This window comes from Sphingobacterium faecale, from assembly GCF_016746095.1.
GTDB classification, from domain to species: domain Bacteria; phylum Bacteroidota; class Bacteroidia; order Sphingobacteriales; family Sphingobacteriaceae; genus Sphingobacterium; species Sphingobacterium faecale.
This window is the reverse complement of record NZ_JAERTY010000011.1, coordinates 79,014-100,760: the sequence shown is the minus strand read 5'-3', so window position 1 is coordinate 100,760 and position 21,747 is coordinate 79,014. Positions and strand designations below refer to the sequence as shown.

19 protein-coding genes are annotated in these 21,747 nt (G+C 40.8%); 14 read left to right on the top strand and 5 right to left on the bottom strand.

What is annotated here, in order from left to right; all coding sequences use genetic code 11:
- Positions 1–27: 27 nt before the first annotated feature.
- From JKG61_RS19150 to JKG61_RS19140, 3 genes are all read right to left on the bottom strand, one after another.
- Entirely contained in the window at positions 28–3,033 is a 3,006-nt protein-coding gene (locus tag JKG61_RS19150) for a TAT-variant-translocated molybdopterin oxidoreductase (protein ID WP_202104575.1), read from the bottom strand.
- Positions 3,034–3,071: 38 nt separating this feature from the next.
- Positions 3,072–4,355: a cytochrome c3 family protein gene (locus JKG61_RS19145; protein ID WP_202104574.1), complete on the bottom strand. Its 1,284-nt coding sequence runs from the start codon at positions 4,353–4,355 to the stop codon at positions 3,072–3,074.
- Between the two features lie 435 nt (positions 4,356–4,790).
- On the bottom strand, positions 4,791–5,777 hold the full coding sequence (locus tag JKG61_RS19140; protein WP_202104573.1) for a LacI family DNA-binding transcriptional regulator: 987 nt from the start codon (positions 5,775–5,777) through the stop codon (positions 4,791–4,793).
- Between the two features lie 106 nt (positions 5,778–5,883).
- On the opposite strand from JKG61_RS19140, the gene JKG61_RS19135 reads away from it, so the two are divergent.
- Positions 5,884–8,145 carry a GH92 family glycosyl hydrolase gene (locus tag JKG61_RS19135; protein ID WP_202104572.1) on the top strand — a complete coding sequence of 754 codons (2,262 nt, stop codon included), beginning with the start codon at positions 5,884–5,886 and terminating at the stop codon, positions 8,143–8,145.
- A gap of 86 nt (positions 8,146–8,231) precedes the next feature.
- Positions 8,232–8,552 (top strand): DUF493 domain-containing protein, encoded by a 321-nt coding sequence (locus JKG61_RS19130; RefSeq protein WP_202104571.1) that lies wholly within the window; start codon positions 8,232–8,234, stop codon positions 8,550–8,552.
- 38 nt (positions 8,553–8,590) lie between these two features.
- On the opposite strand, the gene JKG61_RS19125 is transcribed toward JKG61_RS19130, so the two are convergent.
- The gene (locus tag JKG61_RS19125) at positions 8,591–9,421 is read right to left on the bottom strand and encodes a glycogen/starch synthase (RefSeq protein ID WP_202104570.1); all 831 of its coding nucleotides are present in this window, start codon (positions 9,419–9,421) and stop codon (positions 8,591–8,593) included.
- A gap of 145 nt (positions 9,422–9,566) precedes the next feature.
- Here JKG61_RS19125 and panC point away from each other — a divergent pair, with 145 nt between their 5' ends.
- The 8 genes from panC (at position 9,567) to JKG61_RS19085 (ending at position 16,897) form a co-directional block, all read left to right on the top strand.
- A complete protein-coding gene (panC, locus tag JKG61_RS19120; RefSeq protein WP_202104569.1) occupies positions 9,567–10,415 on the top strand; it encodes a pantoate--beta-alanine ligase in 849 nt (282 codons plus the stop codon).
- 56 nt (positions 10,416–10,471) lie between these two features.
- Positions 10,472–10,822 carry an aspartate 1-decarboxylase gene (gene panD / locus JKG61_RS19115; protein WP_202104568.1) on the top strand — a complete coding sequence of 117 codons (351 nt, stop codon included), beginning with the start codon at positions 10,472–10,474 and terminating at the stop codon, positions 10,820–10,822.
- An 11-nt stretch (positions 10,823–10,833) separates the two neighbouring features.
- Positions 10,834–11,199, top strand: coding sequence for a hypothetical protein (locus JKG61_RS19110; protein WP_237249543.1), 366 nt, complete (start codon positions 10,834–10,836; stop codon positions 11,197–11,199).
- A 361-nt stretch (positions 11,200–11,560) separates the two neighbouring features.
- Positions 11,561–13,801 carry a TonB-dependent receptor gene (locus JKG61_RS19105; protein ID WP_202104567.1) on the top strand — a complete coding sequence of 747 codons (2,241 nt, stop codon included), beginning with the start codon at positions 11,561–11,563 and terminating at the stop codon, positions 13,799–13,801.
- Positions 13,802–13,807: 6 nt separating this feature from the next.
- On the top strand, positions 13,808–14,308 hold the full coding sequence (locus tag JKG61_RS19100; RefSeq protein WP_202104566.1) for a thioredoxin fold domain-containing protein: 501 nt from the start codon (positions 13,808–13,810) through the stop codon (positions 14,306–14,308).
- 213 nt (positions 14,309–14,521) lie between these two features.
- Complete coding sequence (locus JKG61_RS19095; RefSeq protein WP_202104565.1) at positions 14,522–15,235, top strand: FKBP-type peptidyl-prolyl cis-trans isomerase; 714 nt, start codon at positions 14,522–14,524, stop codon at positions 15,233–15,235.
- Positions 15,236–15,317: 82 nt separating this feature from the next.
- Positions 15,318–15,914: an FKBP-type peptidyl-prolyl cis-trans isomerase gene (locus tag JKG61_RS19090; protein ID WP_202104564.1), complete on the top strand. Its 597-nt coding sequence runs from the start codon at positions 15,318–15,320 to the stop codon at positions 15,912–15,914.
- A 332-nt stretch (positions 15,915–16,246) separates the two neighbouring features.
- Positions 16,247–16,897 (top strand): DUF6266 family protein, encoded by a 651-nt coding sequence (locus JKG61_RS19085; RefSeq protein ID WP_202104563.1) that lies wholly within the window; start codon positions 16,247–16,249, stop codon positions 16,895–16,897.
- A gap of 11 nt (positions 16,898–16,908) precedes the next feature.
- On the opposite strand, the gene gldB is transcribed toward JKG61_RS19085, so the two are convergent.
- Positions 16,909–17,961: a gliding motility lipoprotein GldB gene (gene gldB / locus JKG61_RS19080; protein ID WP_237249542.1), complete on the bottom strand. Its 1,053-nt coding sequence runs from the start codon at positions 17,959–17,961 to the stop codon at positions 16,909–16,911.
- A 50-nt stretch (positions 17,962–18,011) separates the two neighbouring features.
- Here gldB and JKG61_RS19075 point away from each other — a divergent pair, with 50 nt between their 5' ends.
- The 4 genes from JKG61_RS19075 (at position 18,012) to JKG61_RS19060 (ending at position 21,712) form a co-directional block, all read left to right on the top strand.
- Entirely contained in the window at positions 18,012–18,674 is a 663-nt protein-coding gene (locus JKG61_RS19075; RefSeq protein ID WP_202104562.1) for a porin family protein, read from the top strand.
- Between the two features lie 12 nt (positions 18,675–18,686).
- A complete protein-coding gene (locus JKG61_RS19070) occupies positions 18,687–20,327 on the top strand; it encodes an NAD+ synthase (protein ID WP_202104561.1) in 1,641 nt (546 codons plus the stop codon).
- 55 nt (positions 20,328–20,382) lie between these two features.
- Positions 20,383–20,967 carry a DUF4136 domain-containing protein gene (locus JKG61_RS19065; RefSeq protein WP_202104560.1) on the top strand — a complete coding sequence of 195 codons (585 nt, stop codon included), beginning with the start codon at positions 20,383–20,385 and terminating at the stop codon, positions 20,965–20,967.
- Positions 20,968–21,118: 151 nt separating this feature from the next.
- Positions 21,119–21,712: a hypothetical protein gene (locus JKG61_RS19060; protein ID WP_202104559.1), complete on the top strand. Its 594-nt coding sequence runs from the start codon at positions 21,119–21,121 to the stop codon at positions 21,710–21,712.
- Positions 21,713–21,747: the final 35 nt, after the last annotated feature.

Sequence of the window (21,747 nt, the reverse complement as noted above, 5' to 3'; positions counted from 1 at the left end):
TTGTTTTATTTCAGATATAGAATAAAATTATGCTTCAAATGTGTTTCTTACCTTAGTCATATAACCGATGTTCGGCTGAACATTGATTTCTTCTAAGACGTAGTACACACGTTCGTTACGTAATGCTTTTGACACTTCAGATTCAGGATCGTTAGCATCACCGAAGATGATTGCGTTAGCTGAACATGCCGCTTGACAAGCCATTTTAACATCGCCATCTTTCAATTTACGATTCTCCATCTTAGCCTGCAATTTACCTGCCTGAATACGTTGGATACACATCGAACATTTTTCCATTACCCCACGGGAACGTGTCGTAACATCAGGATTCAATACCAATTGTGTAAACTCGTTGTTTAAGTAGTTGTCAAAACGGGAATCATTCCAGTAGTTGAACCAGTTGAAACGACGTACTTTATATGGACAGTTGTTCGCACAGTAACGCGTACCGAAACAACGGTTGTAAGCCATATGGTTAAGACCTTCGGAAGAGTGTACTGTTGCCAATACCGGACATACCGTTTCGCATGGTGCATGCTCACAGTGCTGACACAACATAGGTTGATGAACAACCGTTACATTTTCGAAGTCATCGATATGAGCAATCTCTTTCTCTTTCGTATATTTTGTACCGTTATCTTCGATGGTGTAGTAACGGTCAATACGTAACCAGTGCATTTCACGACGACGACGAACCTCGTCACGTCCTACAACAGGAATGTTATTCTCCACGTTACACGCTACGATACATGAACCACAACCTGTACATGCGTTCAAGTCGATAGCCATGACCCATTTGTGGCCTGGTTGTTCAAACTTGTTCCACAAATCGTACGTTTTGTGTGTATCCGAGAAACGACCAGACTCTGAGTTTGGATCCTTCAAATACTTCGCAAAAGTAGTCTCACGAATAATATTACGGCCCTCGATCGTATGGTGTGTCTGTGTTTGCGCCAATTCATAAGTACCAGAAGCTTTAGTTACGGTAGCTTTAGCAGCTAACTGTACTGTACCATTCACCAATGCAGCGAAAGGATAAGCATTGTGACCTACATTATTACCCGCTTTACCAACATGTGTACGACCGTATCCCAAAGCCACAGAAACCGTACCCATTGCTTGTCCTGGCTGTAATACCACTGGAAGTTCAAGGCTGTAACCGTTAGCTTCAACTTTTACTTTACCATTTTCTCCCAAGCCTAATTGCTCCGCAAATTTAGGGTTAAGAGCGGCGTAGTTATCCCAAGTAACCTTAGACACCGGATCAGGCAATTCTTGTAAGTACGCGTTGTTGGCGTAACGACCATCGCGCATCACCGTAGACTCGTACAATTTCAACTCGACTTCACCAGCGACTTTCTTAGCATCAGCAACGATTGCAGAAGACACTGCATTCACATCTACATTAGCAGAATAAGACGATCCTTGGTTTGTTCCTTTATAGATGTATCCAACCTGTAGTACATCTTTCCATGATTTACCTGTTCCAGCTAAGATAGTCGTATCCCAAGTTTGTTTTACGAAATCGTAGATGTTTGTTGTCTCACCAGCCCAAACCAACAAACTTTGTTCAGCTTGTCTTGTATTGAATACCGGATTGATAGTCGGCTGTACAACCGTATATAAGCCCTCTTTAGAAGACGCATCACCCCATGATTCCAAATAAGTAGGAACTGGTGCGATAGCATTCAATGTAGAAGCTGTTTCCTCTGCACGATCAGCAAACGACAATGTAAAGTCTATTTTCGCAATAGCTGCTTTAACATCCTCTGCTTTAAAGTAATCGTAAACTGGGTTGCTGTTTAAGAAGAATGCAACGCCAACCTGTCCAGCTTTTGCAGCTGTCAAGAATTGTTGGAATGCGGCATCTGAACCTTGGTGTTGCTTCGAGTAATTATCCAAATCGATAATAATACCATAAGCACCCAATTGCGTATTGATTGCATTCACTAACGACTGCACATTCACATCATTCGCTCCTGCAACAACAATAGATTTTCCTTTTGCAGCTACCAACTCTTTCGCAGCCAACTTGATCGCCGTTTGTGCTTTCGCATTCGTGGTACCACCAGCAACAGACTGTCCTGTGATCTCATTGTATAATGAAATCAATACAGCACCTTCTTCTGAAGGCTTGATAGCGATACGAACGTCCGCATTTGAACCGGTCATCGAAAGACCAGATTCGAACTGGATATGACGTGACATCTTACCGTTTTTCAACGATTTGTAGTCACGGTTTTTAATATAATCTTGTGTATGCTCTTCACCTGCTAACCAAGATCCTAAGAAATCGGCTGCAACTGAAACTACAATCTGAGCATTACCGAAATTGTAACTTGGAATTACAGCTTTGCCAAAATTGTTTTTATTTGCTTCAACAATACCGCTATACGATATTGCATCTACTTGAATATGATTAGCAGTAGGATATTTTGCGGACAATTTAGCGATAGAAGCCAATGTCGAAGGTGAATTCACCGTGTTAGAGACAATGGTAATCTGTTTGCCTGCTGCTGCTGCTTTTGTTAATGCTGCGATCACCGTAGCATCTAACTTAGACCATTCTACATCTTTACCACCAATCTGTGGGTTCTGCAATTTGGACATATCGTACAAATCAAGAACAGAAGCCACCGTATTAGCATCCGTACCTTGATTCAAACCAACACCATTCGGATTTGCCTCTACAGAAATAGGACGCCCCTCACGTGTTCTAACCAAAATACTCTGCCCATTAAAAGAGGAAGCATAGTAGTTTGGAATACCTGGAGTAATCTCCTCTGGCTTGATTACGTAAGGAACAGCCTTGTGAACCGGTGTACGGTTACATGCTGCCAACGTAACAGCGCCCAAACCAAACCCTAAAGCTTTCAAGAAATCACGACGTGGAGTTCTTGTACTTAAACCTGCTTCATTTAATACATCTTCTACAGGAATAGGCTCAGCAAACTCCCCCTTGTTGTTTTCAACAAAAGCAGGCGTTTGATTCAATTCTTCTAAACCCTTCCAATATTTTTTATTGCTATCCATTTAAGCTGTATATAAGATTGCGTTTTTCGATTTAATTATTAATAGTGACACTTACCACACTCTAGACCACCGATCATTGCTGCAGTCATCTTCTCACCCTTCTTCAATTTCTCATGTGCCTCGATCAACTGATCGTAGTACTTATTATCGGCATTCACCTCTGTCGTCTTATGACAGTCCACACACCATTTCATGGTCAAAGGCGAATACTGATACACTTCTTCCATCGTCTCGATAGGACCGTGACAGGTCTGACACTCAATACCTGCAACAGAAACGTGTTGCGAGTGGTTAAAGTAAGCAAAATCTGGCAAGTTATGAATTCTAACCCACTCGATCGGACGAGGATTATCACCGTAAGTACGTGTATCCGGATCCCAATCTACCGCACGATACAACTTCAAAATCTCTGGAGACGTCTCGCCATTGTAATGGTCTGAAGCCGTGATTGTATTGTGACAGTTCATACAAACATTGGCAGATGGAATAGATGCATTTTTAGACTTATAAGCACCACCATGACAGTACTGACATTCAATTTGGTTAACACCAGCATGTATTTGGTGAGAAAACTTGATCGGCTGTACCGGCTTATATCCCTGATGCACACCAACATTCCACATCGTCTGCCACCCCAACACAGCCAGCAATCCTACAACCATTAAGGCTGCAAAACCAACAAGTTTCTTGTTTTTCAAGAACTTCTGAGCAAACTTAACCTTACCAGTCTCCTCTACTGATTCATTACGTACACGAGCAGCCTCAACAGCAGCCTGATTATTAGCAATAACCTTCTCTAATGTTTTAGTAACACGACTCAAGATCACGATTACCCCTATCGCTAATAAGAAGATAGCCGCCATACCAATAATCATAAAATTATTAGCATCATTAGTTGCAGCAGCACCACCTGTAGCTCCGCCATCAGCTGGCCCAGCAGCCAAGCGCGCTTCCTCTTCTTTCACAAACGCAATAATTCCCTTGATCTGATCATCCGAAAACTGTGTAAAAGCAGGCATCGCTACTTTATTGTACTCTTCAAAGATCTGCTTAGCCATAGGATCCCCAGCAGCAATCATTGCTCCCGAGTTCTTAATCCACTTCACCAACCATTCTTCATCGTGGCGTTCGGACATACCAGCCAATGCTGGCCCCGTAAACTTCTTATCAATCTTGTGACAAGAACTACAGTTCGCCTTAAATAACGCAGCCCCTTCTTTTGCATCCTGCGCGTTTGATGTCATTGTAACGGCAAATAACAATACCAAACTGATCGATATTGACTTCGCAAGTCTTCCCAATACGGATGAGATATTTCTCATATTTAGCACTTTATACTATTTATTTATGAATATAAAAATTACTTTACTCTATTGCTGGAGTACACAGTCCTACCAAACAATGCACAAAAGTATGACTTTATAAACAATCCCTGACAATTTAATGACGCAAATTGTCAATTTAAAACCATTCTAAATAAAACGCATACTTGGAATAAAAACAGCCTAGCACTACTAAAAACAAAGTTTTGGACTGTAAAAATCAAATCGAAAAAATCTGATTTTGAAATTAAGTGATAAGAAGAATTAATTTCTGTGGAAAAAATCATTTACGGATAAAAACGAAAGAAGTAACTTCGTATTTCTGTCCATAATTATACAAAATCAAAGCTATTCAGGCTTAGTTTTAGGAGGATAACTTCCTTTTTTTACTAAAAAAAACAATCTAAGTCTTTTCTCTCCCAGTATTGCATTACACTACCGAATAATAACTTCACAAGGCACAACAACCTGCACCAATCCGTCACTCTTACCGTTTATCTCATTAATCAATATATCGACCACCTGACGAGCTATTACAGGAATATTCTGAGATATAGCACTTACCGCTGGTTCAACCAATGAAAACAACGCGTTCTCATCAAAAGAGACCAATTTCTCTATCGGTAGATTGTAGCGTTTAATGGCTTTTAAACCAGATAGCGCCAAATAATTAGTCGCAAACAACACGCCATCCAATTGGTTTTCCGCTATAAACGCCCGAATCTGCTGAATGGTATCCTCTTCAGGCTGCTCCCGAACAATCTTCTCCACCAACATCTTCTTTTCCAATCCGCACACAGCCTCCTTATAACCTTCCATCCTTCCCCGCATCTGCAACTGATTGGAATCGATAGTGACCATACCGACACGAGCGGCTTTCTTTTCTTCTAACAAAAAACGAGTTCCTTCGTAAGACCCCTTATGATTTTCTGAAATCACATAGTTCGTATCCAAGTCCTCCAAATGTCGATCAAACAGAACCACAGGGACATTATTCTTAAGCAGTCGCTGAATGACCTCTGTTAGCCCTTCTGTTGGAGCAATGATAAACCCGTCAATCTGTCGGTCATAAAACAACTGTATCAGCTCCTTCGCCCGATTTACGTCATTGTTCATACTACAGTAAACAATATGGTATCCAAAATCATAGGCAAACTTCTCAATCTGATCGGCAATATTTGCAAAGAACGAATTAGAAATATCCTCGACCAACAAACCTAGAGTTTTCGATTTGCCCGTCCGTAAACTCTTAGCTAATTGGTTGGGCTTATACCCCACCTTATCCACATAATCCAATACTTTTTTGGTTTGGGCTTCACTTATACGCTTCTCCTTAGCTTTACCATTCAGAATAAAAGACACCGTAGTAACAGAAATACCTAGGTTCTTGGCAATATCGGAAATAGAAAGTCGCTTCTTCATCTGCCTAAACTACTAAAATATTACAAAATTTTAGCAAGCAAATAGCCAAATGTTTGCTAAAAGGTTTTATCTTCACAAAACAATAACACTATCACACACTAAGCTTATGATAACCTTTCCACTAAAAGCTTATTTAATAGCTGCGATATTACTCGCAGAAATCGGAGTAAGCAATGCTCAAAAAAAAGACTACACGCAGTATGTAGATCCCTATATCGGTTCTGCAGAACATGGGCATGTCTTCGTCGGCGCCAACGTACCTTCTGGTGCGGTTCAACTCGGCCCAAGCCAGATTGCCCAGACCTGGGACAAATATAACGGCTGGGATTGGTGCAGTGGCTACAACTACAAAAGCGAGGAAATACTAGGCTTTACCCACACACACCTTAGCGGGACTGGAATAGGCGATCTCAATGACATATTGATACTGCCAGCTACAGGCCACCACCACCTTTCACCAGCCCCGTTTGGCAAAATGGATCAAGGCTATGGCTCAACCATCAGCAAGGCTAATGAAACCGTTCGCCCAGGCTATTACAAAGTATTGCTTGAAGATTATGGTATACTTGCCGAGATGACAAGCTCCGAGCGTGTAGGTTATCACCGTTATACCTTCCAAAATAAAAATACGCCTCACCTATTGATTGACCTCGGTTTTCAGATGAATTGGGACAAAGCCACTGACACCTACCTCAAGCTGGCGGATGACCACACACTGGTAGGCTACCGTTTTTCTAAAGGTTGGGCAGATGACCAAAAGATTTATTTTGCCATCAAATCCTCCACCTCGTTACGCAACATACAATTCTATAATGGTAACGAAAAGCTTAATGGCTACCTTGTTGTCAAAGGAGCGCACATCAAAGCACTCATTGACATACACGCTGACACTCCCGTAGAACTTAAAGTAGGCTTATCGCCTGTCAGCTTTGAAAATGCGCTAGACAATATACAACAGGAGATACCGAACTGGAACTTTGAGCAAGCCAAGACAACTGCCACTAGAAAATGGAATGACGTACTCGGAAAAATTGATTATGATGCAGACCAAAGATCAAAAACCATTTTCTACACTGCTCTATATCATTCCTATTTTGCACCAACTATTTTCAATGATGCCAACGGGGACTATATGGGCACCGACAAACAGATACACCGTCAGGAAAACTTTGAGAACTACACCCTTTTTTCACTATGGGATACCTATCGCGGATTACATCCCTTGATGACAGTCCTAGAAGACAAAAAGAACAAAGATTATATCAAGACGATGCTAAAAATATATCAGCAACAGGGCAAACTACCGGTATGGCACCTCTGGGGCAATGAAACCAATACCATGGTGGGTCTTCCTGCCATCCCAGTTATTGCAGATGCACTATTGAAAGGATTTATCGACAAAGCAGACCATGAGCTCGCATTTGAGGCCGTAAAAACAACTGCGATGGGCTATGACAATGGCCTTCGATTCGTTCGGGAGCTCAGCTACATACCGATTGACAGCATGGATCACGAATCGGTAGCTTGGGCTTTAGAATATGCTATTGCTGATTTTGGAGCTTACAAAATGGCCAAATACCTTAATAAAGAGGAAGACGCCCAATATTTTGAACAGCGTTATAAGCTATATGAAAAATACTTCGACAAAGAAGTAGGCCACTTTGTAGGCCGCCACGCCAATGGTAATTTCAGAAGGCCTTTTGATCCCCTTATGGCCAAACATAGAGAAAATGATTATTGTGAAGGCAATGCCTGGCAATACACCTGGCTGGTACCGCACGATGTGCAGGGGTTGATAAACCTTTTGGGAGGCGAGCAAAAATTTATAGCCAAACTCGATGAGTTCATCCAACTCCCAGAAATACTCGATGATGCTTCTCCAGATATTTCCGGCATGATAGGTCAATACGCCCAAGGCAACGAACCCAACCACCATGTCCCTTACCTATACACCTATGTCGGTCAACAATGGAAAAGTGCAGAGCTCGCCCATAAAGCGATGACAAAATATTATACCGACGCCCCCAATGGGCTCTGCGGCAACGACGATGCGGGACAAATGAGCGCATGGTATGTATTTTCGTCTATGGGGATCTATCCTGCAAATCCCATGGATGGTAAATATATATTCGGCACCCCTCTGATGAAATCGGCAAAGATAGCACTGTCTAACGGTAAATCTTTTGAAATAACCGTGAAAAATCAAGAAAAAAACAATATCTATATCCAACGCATCACATGGAACGGCAAACCCTATCAAAAAAGCTACATCACCCACACCCATATTATGGGCGGTGGAAAACTAGAATTTGAAATGGGTGCAAAGCCCAATAAGAAGTTTGGACAAGCCAAAGACACAAGACCCTAGTTAATCGTCATAACAGACCATAACCTGCCAAAATAACATAGGCATAATAATTGCAATTACCATTCGAAAGAAAGGAAAATAAAGACATGAAAGATTTGGGAAACATTAACGTTCAAGACATCAATCAAAATGATGGCAATGACTTCTACGCAAGCTTCAGAGAGAAGTTAATCGATGTAGAACAGTTTCCAACATTGTACACGTTTAAGTTTATTGTACCCGCTACTACGGAAAATAAGCAGGTGATAGAAACAATTTTCGAGCACCCTAGCACAAAAATTCAAATCAAAGATTCAAAAACAGGAAAATACAATTCCCTTTCCATTGAAACCTTTGTAAATAGTGCAGATGACGTGATTGCTTACTATAAAAAGGTATCATCTCTCGAAAAAGTCATTATGTTATAAAAAAAGAGCTGTCATTCTGACAGCTCTTTTTTTATACTTTAAGCTTCGACCTCTTCCGAAGCAAACTCTTCATACAGTGTCGCAAAGTTTTCGTAATCCTCTGCTGAATCCGGATTAAACACGCGGATCTTTTGGTCTTCTACAAACTGAAGGATATCCTTATTCAGATTTTCACCCACCGTTACTACGACATCTGTGTAGTGCAATGCCCCTTTATAGACATCGATATAACTTCCAGATCCATAGACGGCAGCGTCTTCCTGAGACACATCCTCCTCTGCAGCCATACCTGCGTACTTCGAACCCACAGTATCCGTTAGCGCAAAATCCTTTTCTTCATTAAACAAAGAATAAAAGACTTTTGCATCTTTAAATGTAGGATCATCGTGATATACCTTTTTCAAGTACAAAGGTATCATTGCTGTAAACCAGCCATGGCAATGCACCACATCCGGAGACCAACCCAATTTCTTGACTGTCTCCAATGCTCCTTTGCAGAAGAACAGAGAACGTTCGTTGTTGTCCTCAAAGAACTTGTCTCCTTCATCTCTAAATGTCTTCTTTCGCTGAAAATACTCCTCGTTATCCAAGAAATACACCTGCATACGCGCAGCAGGCAAAGAAGCTACTTTAATGATTAATGGATTATCGTTATTATCCACCACTATATTCATTCCCGACAACCTTATCACCTCGTGAAGACGATTTCTGCGCTCATTAATACTACCAAAGCGAGGCATTAGAATCCGAATTTCGAATCCTTTCTCCTGCATAGCTTGCGGTAATTGGCGTGTTATTTCAGAAATTTTACTTATTTCAAGGAAAGGCGACATCTCGTGGGTAACAAACAATATTTTCGTTTTTGCCATCTCCAATTGCTTTTTATTTATTTGAACAGTAAAATCGGTCTACAAAGATACGAATAATATCTAATTTTTACAATTCATTAAAAATTAGACCTTTCTAAATCCAATAATATTGTGCAATTTTGCCCCCTATTTTACCATGGTAACTATGGAGATATACAGCACAAAAAGTCAACTTCAAGCGCATCTGCGCACATTGCGTGAGGCGGATAACAAGATCGCATTGGTTCCTACAATGGGAGCCCTCCACGAAGGACATCTCTCGTTGATCCGGGAAGCACGTAAATCAGCAGACATCATAGTGTGCAGCATATTTGTAAACCCGACACAGTTCAACGATCCTCAGGACCTGGAAAAATATCCCCGCCCGATAGAAAACGACATCCAATTGTTAAAAAGTGAGTGCTGCGACATCCTATTCCTCCCGTCTATCGAGGAAATGTATCCTTCTTCTGACGAGACTTGGCACATAGATCTTGGCGATTTAGATGGTTTATGGGAGGGGGCAAAAAGGCCAGGCCATTTTCAAGGAGTTACACAGATCGTATATAAACTCTTCAACCTGGTACATCCGGATATCGCTTGTTTTGGTCAAAAAGATTTTCAACAAATCATGGTCATACAGCGCATGATCGACGTTAAACAACTTCCGGTTGTTCTAAAGATATGCCCAACTGTACGTAGTGAAAAAGGCCTGGCCCTCAGTTCCAGAAACAGTAGGCTTTCCGAACAGGGAAAAGAAAATGCACTGGTCTTATTCCAAGCGCTCAGACATACCAGAAATAACTTCGCTGAAAAGCCTATAGAACAACTCCACGAAGAAGCCGTGAGCATTATCATCGCCCATCCACATGTTACATTGGAATACTTCGCAATATGCGAAACCCAAACACTTCAACAGGCTACCGCAAAAGAGAATACTAAAGAATATGTTGTTCTCGTGGCTGCTTGGATAGAAGGTGTACGGCTTATAGATAATATGCTACTGAATATGTAACGATTAAATAACATTTAATACCAAACTTTTAAAGAGATAAACGTTAATTTTGTATTATGATGATTGAAGTAATGAAGTCGAAGATTCACCGCGCCCGTGTTACACAGGCGGAGTTGAATTATGTGGGAAGCATCACCATTGACCGGGACCTCATGGAGGCCGCAGATATTTTGGCAAACGAGAAAGTGCAGATTGTGAACAATAACAATGGAGCACGCTTAGAAACCTACGTTATCCCAGGGGAGCGTGGTTCGGGTACCATATGTCTTAATGGCGCAGCGGCTAGGCTCGTACAGGTAGGAGATATCGTAATCATCATCTCTTACGCCCTAATGAACCGCGAAGAGGCACGTACACACCAACCTAGACTTGTATTTCCGGATGACCACAACCGTCTGATCAAATAATTTATAACAGATTGCTACACATTATTGCACGATATCGCAGCCTATTTGCCTACCTCTTAGCGGGGTGGATGTCTGTTATTGTCATCAGTGGAATAGTGTTTATGCACAAAGAGGTGACCTCTAAGGGTGAAATCATAACACACATTCACCCTTACAACTTCACCAAGAAGAAAGACAAACATCACCATAAAAATGACGCAGAAATCCAATTTCTTAACGTCGTTTTCCAAGGTACATTTATTGAAACGGTATTTGATATATTCGAAGCTCCCTTTTTTCAGGAATTCAATTATACAACTTACACGTTTTATTCCACAACCTATTATTTTACCGAACATCTAGACACCTACCTCCGAGGTCCTCCTGCACTTGTTTAGTCATTAATATTATTTGCAAATATGTCGATCCGCAAATTTGCGCATTCGCACATCTGTATTTTTCAAATTATTAAATTACTAACCAAAGGATATACGGCAAATTTCTGTTTTTACTAGAAACCCGTCATTGCAGAGATGAGTTTTTTAAACAATCACATCGAAAGCTAATGACAATAATCGTCATCCTAAGTGGAATGCAGTAGAGTCGAACAGGTCTGAATATATAATTTTTAGACCCTCTGATATTCTGAGCAGACTCCCCGCTTCGGTTCCCGAATAAAATCGGAACACAGCGGGATGACGGGATAGTTCACAAATCGAGTTTTTGTCGTGCTCCCAATTTCAAGCACAAGATATTATTATGTCTAAAACATATTATGGCCTGATAGCGGCTATATTTATACTTTGTCATAGCCTACCCAGCTATGCACAGCAACTTACGGGCTATGTACACGATGTCACAGGAGCTCCCGTAGAAAACGCTACCGTACGCCTAGAGGGCAGTAAAAGCGGTACAAAAACGGCAATTGACGGAAAATTCGAATTACAAATACCAACGGCAAAGAGTAAACTATCCATCCGTGCCATCGGCTATATTTCTCTACAACAAAATATCGACCACAGTACTTACAAGAACGGCACTGTATTTACTTTAGAAAAAGACAACCGTAGTTTGGATGAGGTCGTGGTCTCGGGTACACTCAAAGAAGTTTCCAAACTGGAAAGTCCGATTCCCGTAGAGGTCTATTCCGCAAAGTTCTTCCGTTCGAACCCTGCACCCACCATTTTCGAGTCGTTGCAAAATATCAATGGTGTACGCCCACAGATCAACTGTAGTATATGTAACACGGGCGATATCCATATCAATGGCCTAGAAGGACCATATACGATGGTTCTTATTGACGGTATGCCCATAGTCTCCGGTCTATCCACGGTTTACGGTTTGAATGGAATCCCTCAAGCACTGATCGAACGTGTCGAGATTGTCAAAGGACCTGCTTCTACACTATACGGTAGTGAAGCTGTCGGCGGATTGATCAACGTAATTACCAAAGCACCATCCAATGCGCCCTTATTTAGCTTAGAAGCATTTGGGACCACCTGGCAGGAATATAATCTAGACCTTGGTGGAAAGTTCAATATCGGATCAGCTCAATCGTTATTGGGTGTCAATTACTTTAACTACTCCAACCCGATCGATAAAAACAAGGACAACTTCACAGACGTCACGCTACAGGACCGTCTGTCCATTTTTAACAAGTGGAACTTCGCCCGTAAAGACAATAAGACATTCTCTATAGCAGGCCGTTATGTATACGAAGATCGCTGGGGTGGAGAAATGCAATGGAATAAAAAATACCGCGGTGGTGACGAAGTCTATGCCGAGAGTATTTATACCAAACGATGGGAGCTCATGGGTATCTATGACCTGCCGGGTAGCGAGAACTTCTCACTTTCGGTGAGCGCCAATGGCCATAACCAAAACAGTTATTATGGCGAAACGCCCTACATGGCAGACCAACGTATTTTCTTCGGTCAGCTAACCTGGAACAAAACGTTAAAAAATCATGACTTACTAACTGGACTGGCTTATAGATACACCTACTACGATGATAATACCCCTGCTACCGATGAGACCTCACATACGCACTTACCAGGCCTATTCGTACAGGATGAAATTACCTTGCACCCACAACACAAATTACTTCTGGGAGCACGTTATGATTACAATTCTATCCACGGCAACATCATTTCTCCACGGATTAACTACAAATGGAACTCGAAAGACAAAAGTCAGGTACTACGGGTAGGCATCGGTAACGGATATCGTGTAGCCAACGTATTTACAGAAGACCACGCTGCCTTGACCGGCGCCCGTGATGTCGAATTCGAAGAGGATTTGAAACCAGAAACTTCCTGGAACGGAAACATCAACTATGTTAAGAAATTTTACGCAGACAACGGATCGGTATTCGCCATTGACGCGTCAGCTTTCTATACCTACTTCACCAATAAAATCATTCCTGATTACGAAACCAATGTCAAAAAAATCATATACTCCAATCTGGACGGACATGCTGTCTCCAAAGGAATATCGCTTAACCTGGATTGGGCACATCATAGCGGCTTGAAGGCGATGATCGGCGGTACACTAATGGATGTATACAGTGAAGAGAACGATATTAGGGAGTGGCAGATGCTGACCGAGAAGTTTATGGGTACTTGGACGATTGGTTACAAAATAAAACCAATTGGACTTAGCATTGACTATACAGGCAACGTTATCGGCCCCATGCGATTGCCGGTATTGACTCATGATAATTATATAGACCCACGTCCGGACAAATCAAAAGCGTTCAGTATACAGAACATTCAGTTGACCAAACATTTCAAGAATGGTTTTGAAGTATTTGGCGGTGTAAAAAATCTATTGAACTGGACACCGACAAAAGGTATTCCATTTTTGATTTCACGTGCGAATGATCCATTTGAAAAGATTCAAGATGATCCGAACCTTCCTCCTTTTGACCCGAACTATGTCTACGGTCCAAATCAAGGAATACGGGGCTTCCTAGGCGTACGTTATAATCTGTTTCGATAATGGTTAATGGTAACATTGTTAATGGAGAAATATTTATCCTATACACGTAATTTACTCCTTTTAATAGGTTTATTTGTGACAGACAACTGTCTGTCACAAATAAAGCCTGTACCTATTACGTCCCTTGACAGCGTAATGATCCAAGCTCCCAAGCCCGTACTGATACTGCTCTCCACGGATTGGTGCCAGTATTGTCAAATGCAAAAACAGCAGATACGCAAAAATAAGAAGTTCCTCGAAAAGGGCAATCTGTTTCATTACATCGAGTTTGATGCTGAAAGTAAGGAAACCATCTGCTTTCAAGGTAAAGACTATGTGTACAAACCGACTGGGGCCAATATAGGTACACATGAATTGGCGGTAGCCTTAAACGGCCCTGATCGATTAGCCTATCCCACGTGGATATTGCTGGACAAAGATTGTCAGGTACTTTTCCGTCACGGAGGGGTACTGCGGCCATCCCAGATAAATGAGCTGATAGATACATTAGAAAAGTCCGAACATTAACGTTCGGACTTTTTTTTAGAAGGAATAAACTCATTATCAACACAGTTGTTAAAATTTCACTAATTTTAACAGAATTGTGTAGCGCTATTGTTATTTTTACCGTTTTAGAACCTAAACAACAAATTTAAAATCAAAATATGTACATAAGGGAGAGAGAAACCTGTATCTACATAGAACAACTAAAAATTATTTATACTAATGAAACCTTCATTTATGAAAGATTCATTGCCATTTAAAAACAACTTATATTCAATGAAAAATCTATTTAAAACCGTATTGTTTGCTGCGCTTGGAGCGATTGTCTTTGTATCCTGTAATAAAAAAGACACCACTGATTGGAACGCAGAATACTTGAAGCAAGAAAAACATATCGATTCTTTACTGAACAAGGACAAATTAAAAATTGAAGACTATATCGATGATACTTTCCAAGAAGACAGCGTAAAAATCCGATTCACCTTTTTAAATAAATCTGTGAAAAGAGGTATTTGGTACAAAGTAACGGGCACACCTACTGAAGAAGATGAACAAGCTTACAAATACGAACCCAATACATCAGGTTACCAAGGATTACCTGTTGTAGCACCAAAAGTTACTCTTAAATATACAGCTAGACTACTTGATGGTTCGACATTATCAAATGGTACTCTTGTAGAAAATGAGGAAAGCGGTGAATACGATTTAGGTTCAAGCACAACAAAAGTAATTAACTCAGCTTGGTATGTATCATTTTTCCCTTATTCTATTCGAATAAACGAACAAGACACCCGAATTATCGGTGGCCTTACTAAGACTGGTCTGAAAAAAGGAAGCAAAATTACCGTCGTAACGCCATCCTACTGGGCTTATCAAGGACTTTCAACAGATAAACGTCCAGCGAACTCGCCTCTTGTATATGAATTTGAAGTGTTGAGCATTAAAAAATAAATTCAGAATCTTAGAATATCAAAAAGAGAAGACAGCAGACTATCTTCTCTTTTTTCGATTAAAAAAAGCTAACAAATTCCTCATGAAAAAAACACTCGCTTATATCGTTTTTGCTTTTACCTTATTTGCTACCAGCTCTTGTAATAAAACCGAAGATACCTTTGACGCAGCTGCTAGATTTGAAGAGGAAAAGGGTATAATAGCAACATATGCTAAAAGTAAATACCCAAATATGAACATTTCTAGTGACACCACAGGAATTTGGTTTGAGGTAATTAGCCCAGGAGAAGAAGGAAGCTACGAATATAAAGTTGTCGACACTGTCTATAATGGATATAACACGAAAATGATTCGTCCTGCTGATATTACGGTCCGCTATACAGGCAAGTTAATATCCAATGAAACCATTTTTGACAGTAATACTTCTGAAGCCGGAATGTCAGGTAAAACAACAGACTATATTTCTGCTTGGTACTATGCATTTATGCCCAAAAGCATAGGCGAACATAAAATTGGTGGTCTCACTTTAAAAGGACTACAAAAAGGGAGTAAAATAAGAATAATCACCCCTTCTTACTTTGCTTATGGTAATAGACCTGTCGGTACTATACCTGCTAATTCACCTTTATATTTTGAAATTGAAGTGATCAGCATAAAAGATCATAATCCAAATAAATAATCCGACTCTAAATTAATAAAAACACAGTATCCAAATAATTGGGCACTGTGTTTTTATTTTTGCCTGATATTTCATGCCTCTCACAAACACCGATCACCCTATTGATTAATAGGGACTAATTCCGTATCAACAGGGATACATGTTATCACTTAACAAGGACTTCATTCGGACTTTACCCGGAGATCATACGGACTTCATTCGGATACAACCGAATAAAACACCTATTGTTTCCCTCTTACTTCCTGCTATATTACTTTTTGTAAAATAACCTGGTAATACTATGTCCCTGGTTTTTACTATATTAGTATCAGCTAATTAAACTTAAAAACAATATGGGAAGAACAGAAAATGGTCCTATGGGCTCTGCCAAGGGGAAAGTCGGGCCTCTCGTGTATTACAAATGGAAAGATAAAGACTGCGTAAGAAGCAGACCTCGAGTTAATAAGAAGCGTAAACTGTCACCCGAAGAGAACAAAAATCGGGGAAAATTTGGGTTTGCGCAAAATTTTCTAAGCCCCTTAAGCAATGTCATAAGGCTTGGTTTTCATAATTACAAGCAAAACCAGACGGCTTTCAATTCGGCTATGTCCTATACCCTAAATAATGCAGTACAATCTGATGACGATGGTTTTTACATCGACCATTCCTTATTCTATATCAGTAAAGGGATAGTATCCCCGCTAAAAGAAGTGACATTGACTTATGAAGAAGGAGTGTTGACCTGCAATTGGGATTACAACCCAACAATTGTCAGAGATTTAGGCCTAGCTTCTTTTCGTTCCTTATTTATAGCTATTCCTGATTCAGATAAAAATAGCATATTGGGACATACCCTAGACAAAACATTGAAGGATAAGCAGGAACAGATACATCTCACTCCCAGTTCAAACGGAGAAGTCTATCACATACACTTAGGCTTTGTCGCTGTCGACCATAGTGACCGAATAATCGACAGCATTTATGTAGGTACTGTTACAGCTTAGGGACAAACTTATTACTTCCCTTTAAACTTGGACTGTTCTAGAATCTCTTGCGCATTCTCGTGTTGAAAAAGCTTCAACAGGTCGAGTTCAGGATGGCGTGCCATGTATTTACGTACCATCATCCACCCGATGTACGAACCCAGTTTTGGCGCCGATTCATTATTCTCACCTAGCTCGGGCGTAAAGGGCGCATCCGTAAAATATTTTTGAGTCTTTAGGTAGTCCGTATCATAAAGCAATCCTTCCTGAAGGAACCAGGCCCAGATGTCAGCTTGATATTTTTTGGCCCAAGCGAGTTGTCCGGTGGTATATCCTATCTTGGTCTCGTCAGATGCTGTTTCGAGCAAGACATCCATAGCATATAATATCTTGCCGTTATACACCATATGCTGCAAGGTATTCTGATTAAGATTATCCTGAGGTAACAGCTCTTCTCTCAAAACAGTCTCCACAATGCGGGGCGCTATATTCTCGGGTGTAAATCGACGTGACATATATAAGGGTATAGAGCGTACTAGCGCAGGATAAAACTTAGAGTCTGCTCCTAAGAACATATCCAATCCTATACCGATATAGTTTTCACCTATAGGTGTCTGAAAAGAAAACCCTCCCATAAACGCGATGAACCGTGGTATATTGTAGCTAGGGAAATAATATTTAATGTATTTGAAAGCCTGGGTCAGCTCTTTCTCCTGTTCCCGCAAATCGGGATATTTTCGCGCCACGGCGTCCGCTAAGTCTATAAAATCCTTCTTCTGCAATACTTGTTTCAAATGCTCCATTAACAATACACTGTCTCGGGGGTCTCCCACCTCCAGCATCTGAGTCATATAATCGAAATAAAAAAAAGGATAGTTTTTCTGCCATTGGCTGTTCATACGCGTAATATCATCGACTTTCAGGGTATTAAATTCCTGATCGAAACGTTCGATCTTGACCGTTACGTTGACTTTCGACACATCCGGACGCTGTACGGTATCCGTTTGGCTACAAGAAGCTATTATGACAATGAAACAAGCAATAATTAAAAAAAAGGAATATTTTTGTAATGTTTTCAGATACATGGCAATCAACTTAAAACACAAAAATATAATTTATATAACAATTAAAAACTATGGTTAATATAACAAAGCGTCTCCTTCCTATTTTCTTACTGTATATTGCTCTTTTCTCCGCTCACCGAGCTGATGCGCAAAGTTATTACCACGGTAGAGAAAAAAACATGCGTTTAGGGTTGGTCGTCAACCCTAATATCGGCTGGTTACGCTATGACAACAACCAGGAAGCGAGTAGTAAACTGGGATTTTCCTATGGACTCGTGGCCGATCTCGGTTTTGCCAGAAACTACTATTTTTCGACCGGATTATTGATCAATTCGATCAATAGCAGTGTCGAGCCTGCATTCTCAAGTATCGATAAAAACGACCCTGCTATCCCTAAATATAGAGACATCGCTCTCAAATACGTAGAAGTTCCTTTGACCATCAAACTAAAAAGTACAGAAAATGAGATGGGACGATTCTATGGACAATTCGGATTTACTGCGGGTTTAAAGGTCTCCGCAAAACAGAAATTGGAGAAACAAGAAAAAGACTCCATGCACGGAGCAGACTTGTTTCGCCTGGGTCTACAGATAGGCGGTGGCGCAGAATGGAAACTCGGCAATGATATGGCGGTGCTGACCGGCCTTACCTTCAACAATGGATTTACCAGAGCGGTGAAGGACGGAGCTCCAAGGACATCTTTTGTCGCCTTAAACTTAGGACTTTTATTTTAAGAAGTATCTCGCATGAAAATAGCACTCGCACAGCTCAATTACCACATTGGTAATTTCGAACAGAACGAAGAAAAAATCATAAAAGCAATAGCTCGTGCCAAAGAAGCTGAAGCTGATATCATCGTATTTGCAGAGTTGGCTATAGGTGGCTACCCTGCCAAAGATCTCTTGCGCCATACGGTTTTCTTAGACCGCTGTGAACAATCGTTGTCTCGCATTGCAGCATATTGCGACACCATCGACTGCATCATAGGCGCTCCTATTCGTAATGTACACGAAGAAGGCAAGGCACTTTCCAATGCGGCAGTGGTTATCTCTAAAGGTAACGTTGTCGACAACCGGAAGAAATCACTACTCCCCGACTACGATGTGTTTGACGAATACCGCTACTTTGAACCCAACCGAACTATTCAGTGTATTGAATTACAAAACATCAAAATAGCGCTTACTGTCTGTGAAGATCTCTGGGATAATGACTACGACAATTCGTACAAAGGGGATCTCATGCTTGAGCTGGCTCAAGAAAAACCAGATCTGATTATCAATATTGCGGCTTCTCCGTTTTCGTATATACATTATCAGAAACGCTTAACTGTACTGGGCAATAATGTACTTAAAGCCAACGCTCCTGTGGTATATATCAACCAAGTCGGGGCACATATGGATATCATATTTGACGGACGTTCTTTAGCGATGAACAAAAGTGCAGAGGTCATCACCGAGCTACATGCTTTTGAGGAGGATATACAATATGTCACATTATCTCAAGGCGATCTACATGCCACAGGACCGATAGAGACTAAGGGGGTGGGTGAAATCGCCTATATATATCAGGCACTTCTTTTGGGACTAAGGGATTATTTTTCTAAATCTGGCTTTAAAAAGGCTGTACTTGGCCTGTCCGGAGGACTGGATTCCGCTATTGTTGCCGCTTTAGCAGTAGAAGCCTTAGGCGCTGAAAATGTCTTGGCCGTATTGATGCCTTCGGTATACTCTACAGAACACTCCATCAAAGACGCCATGGATCTCGTCGACAATACCGGATGTCAGCACATCGTCTTACCGATTAGAGCTATAGCACAGTCTTTTGAAGACACCCTACAAGAGGCTTTCCATGGTTTACAAGCTGATACCACTGAGGAGAACATACAAGCACGTACACGAGGTACTTTGCTCATGGCCATCAGCAACAAACTCGGCCATATACTCCTCAATACATCGAACAAAAGCGAAGCTGCCGTGGGATACGGGACTTTGTACGGGGATATGGCCGGTTCGCTCAGTGTGATCGGCGATGTTTATAAAACGCAAGCTTATCAATTGGCGTCCTATATCAACCGTGACAGAGAGATTATTCCTATAAATACGATTGTAAAACCACCTTCAGCCGAACTACGGCCTGATCAAAAAGATTCGGATTCACTTCCAGATTACGAGATCCTCGATGCCATCTTATACCAATTGATTGAACTCGAGAAATCAGGATCGGAAATATCTAAATTAGGATTTGACGAACAGCTTGTACAACGCATTGCGAGACTCGTAAATAACGCTGAGTTCAAACGTTTTCAAGCTCCCCCTATATTAAGAGTAAGCCCTAAAGCTTTTGGTGCAGGAAGACAGATGCCATTAGTCGCAAAATTTTCTCACTAAAGCGTTAAACCTTTTGAATAACAGACGGTCATACATCATATAAGTAAGTTTAGTTATGAACAGAATAATAATATTTCTAACGGCATTTGTACTTTTAGCGTTTGCATCCTGCTCATCGCACAAGTACCATACAACACGGGTTCAGAATCTTGACTTCAACCAGTTCAAGACGTATGGTTGGTTAGAACCGGTAGACTCTTTATCGAAGGACTATTATAATAACGATATTGCTAAAGGCAATATCATGACAACAGCGAATAAAGAGATCGAGGCACGCGGTCTGACCTATTCCAAAGAAAATCCTGATGTCCTGTTTCGATACATCGCTATCGTAAACAATAAAAGCAGAATGGTATACAGCTCTCCTTACTACGCAGGTTGGGGTTGGGGAGGTCCTTGGGGCTGGGGAAGTCCATGGGGATTTTATGGAGGCTATTACGGAGGTTCCTATCCGGTAGGTAAAGAACGTGTACGCTACGGACATCTTATATTTGAAGCCATAGACCGCAAAACCAATAGTGTAATCTGGCAGGCAAGAGGCACTACTGAAGTCAATGAGCCAGAAAAAGCAATCAACGAATTACCGAAGGCCGTTTCGGGGATAATGAAAGAATATCCTTTGCCGATATTGAAGAAGTAGTATAAAATTACAGCAAGAGCTCCAAAGCCTTTAAATTGCTCGGTTTGTTCCAGCGATTTAAAGGCTTTGTTATTTATTGTTTTATTTTTTTGTATTAAATCAATTTATTTAGGACATTTATAACTGTAAATATCATTTATCTATTCAGAGCATGCATAAATCTATCTTATCTTTAATTCTTATTTTTCTAGCTACCGGCACTTTCGCACAATTGACATTACAACAAAAACTACAATCAGATCTAAATCTCCATACACAATTTCAGGTTTTGTTGGCACAATCACGATCTCAGGATGCTGACTTTAAAATCGTAAGAAAATCTAATATAGAAATCATCCAGAAGAATGTTAATGATTCTATCTCCAAATACACCAAAGAAATCGCCTCTTTAAAAAACAGTTCATCTTCGTCTGTAGCTACAGTAACTGGATTAAAGGACTCGCTCCAAAGTGTCCAATCCGAGTTGCAGTCCGAGAAGCAAAAAACAGACAGCATCTCCTTTATAGGGATAGATTTTGCAAAAAGCACATACCATATGATCGTATGGATTATTATTGCGGTCTTGGGTATTGGCTTCTTTACGATGCTGGTGTCTTTCCGCAAAGCAAAAATCGACACCGTAGAACATCAAAAGACTGCCGAAGAGACTCAGAATGAGTTTCAACAATACAAAAAAAAGGCCATGGAAAAAGAGCAGCTGCTAAAAAGACAATTGTTGGATGAGCAGTTAAAAAGAGATTCTTAATGGGGTCTAAAAAAACTTGATATTTATTTTTTTAT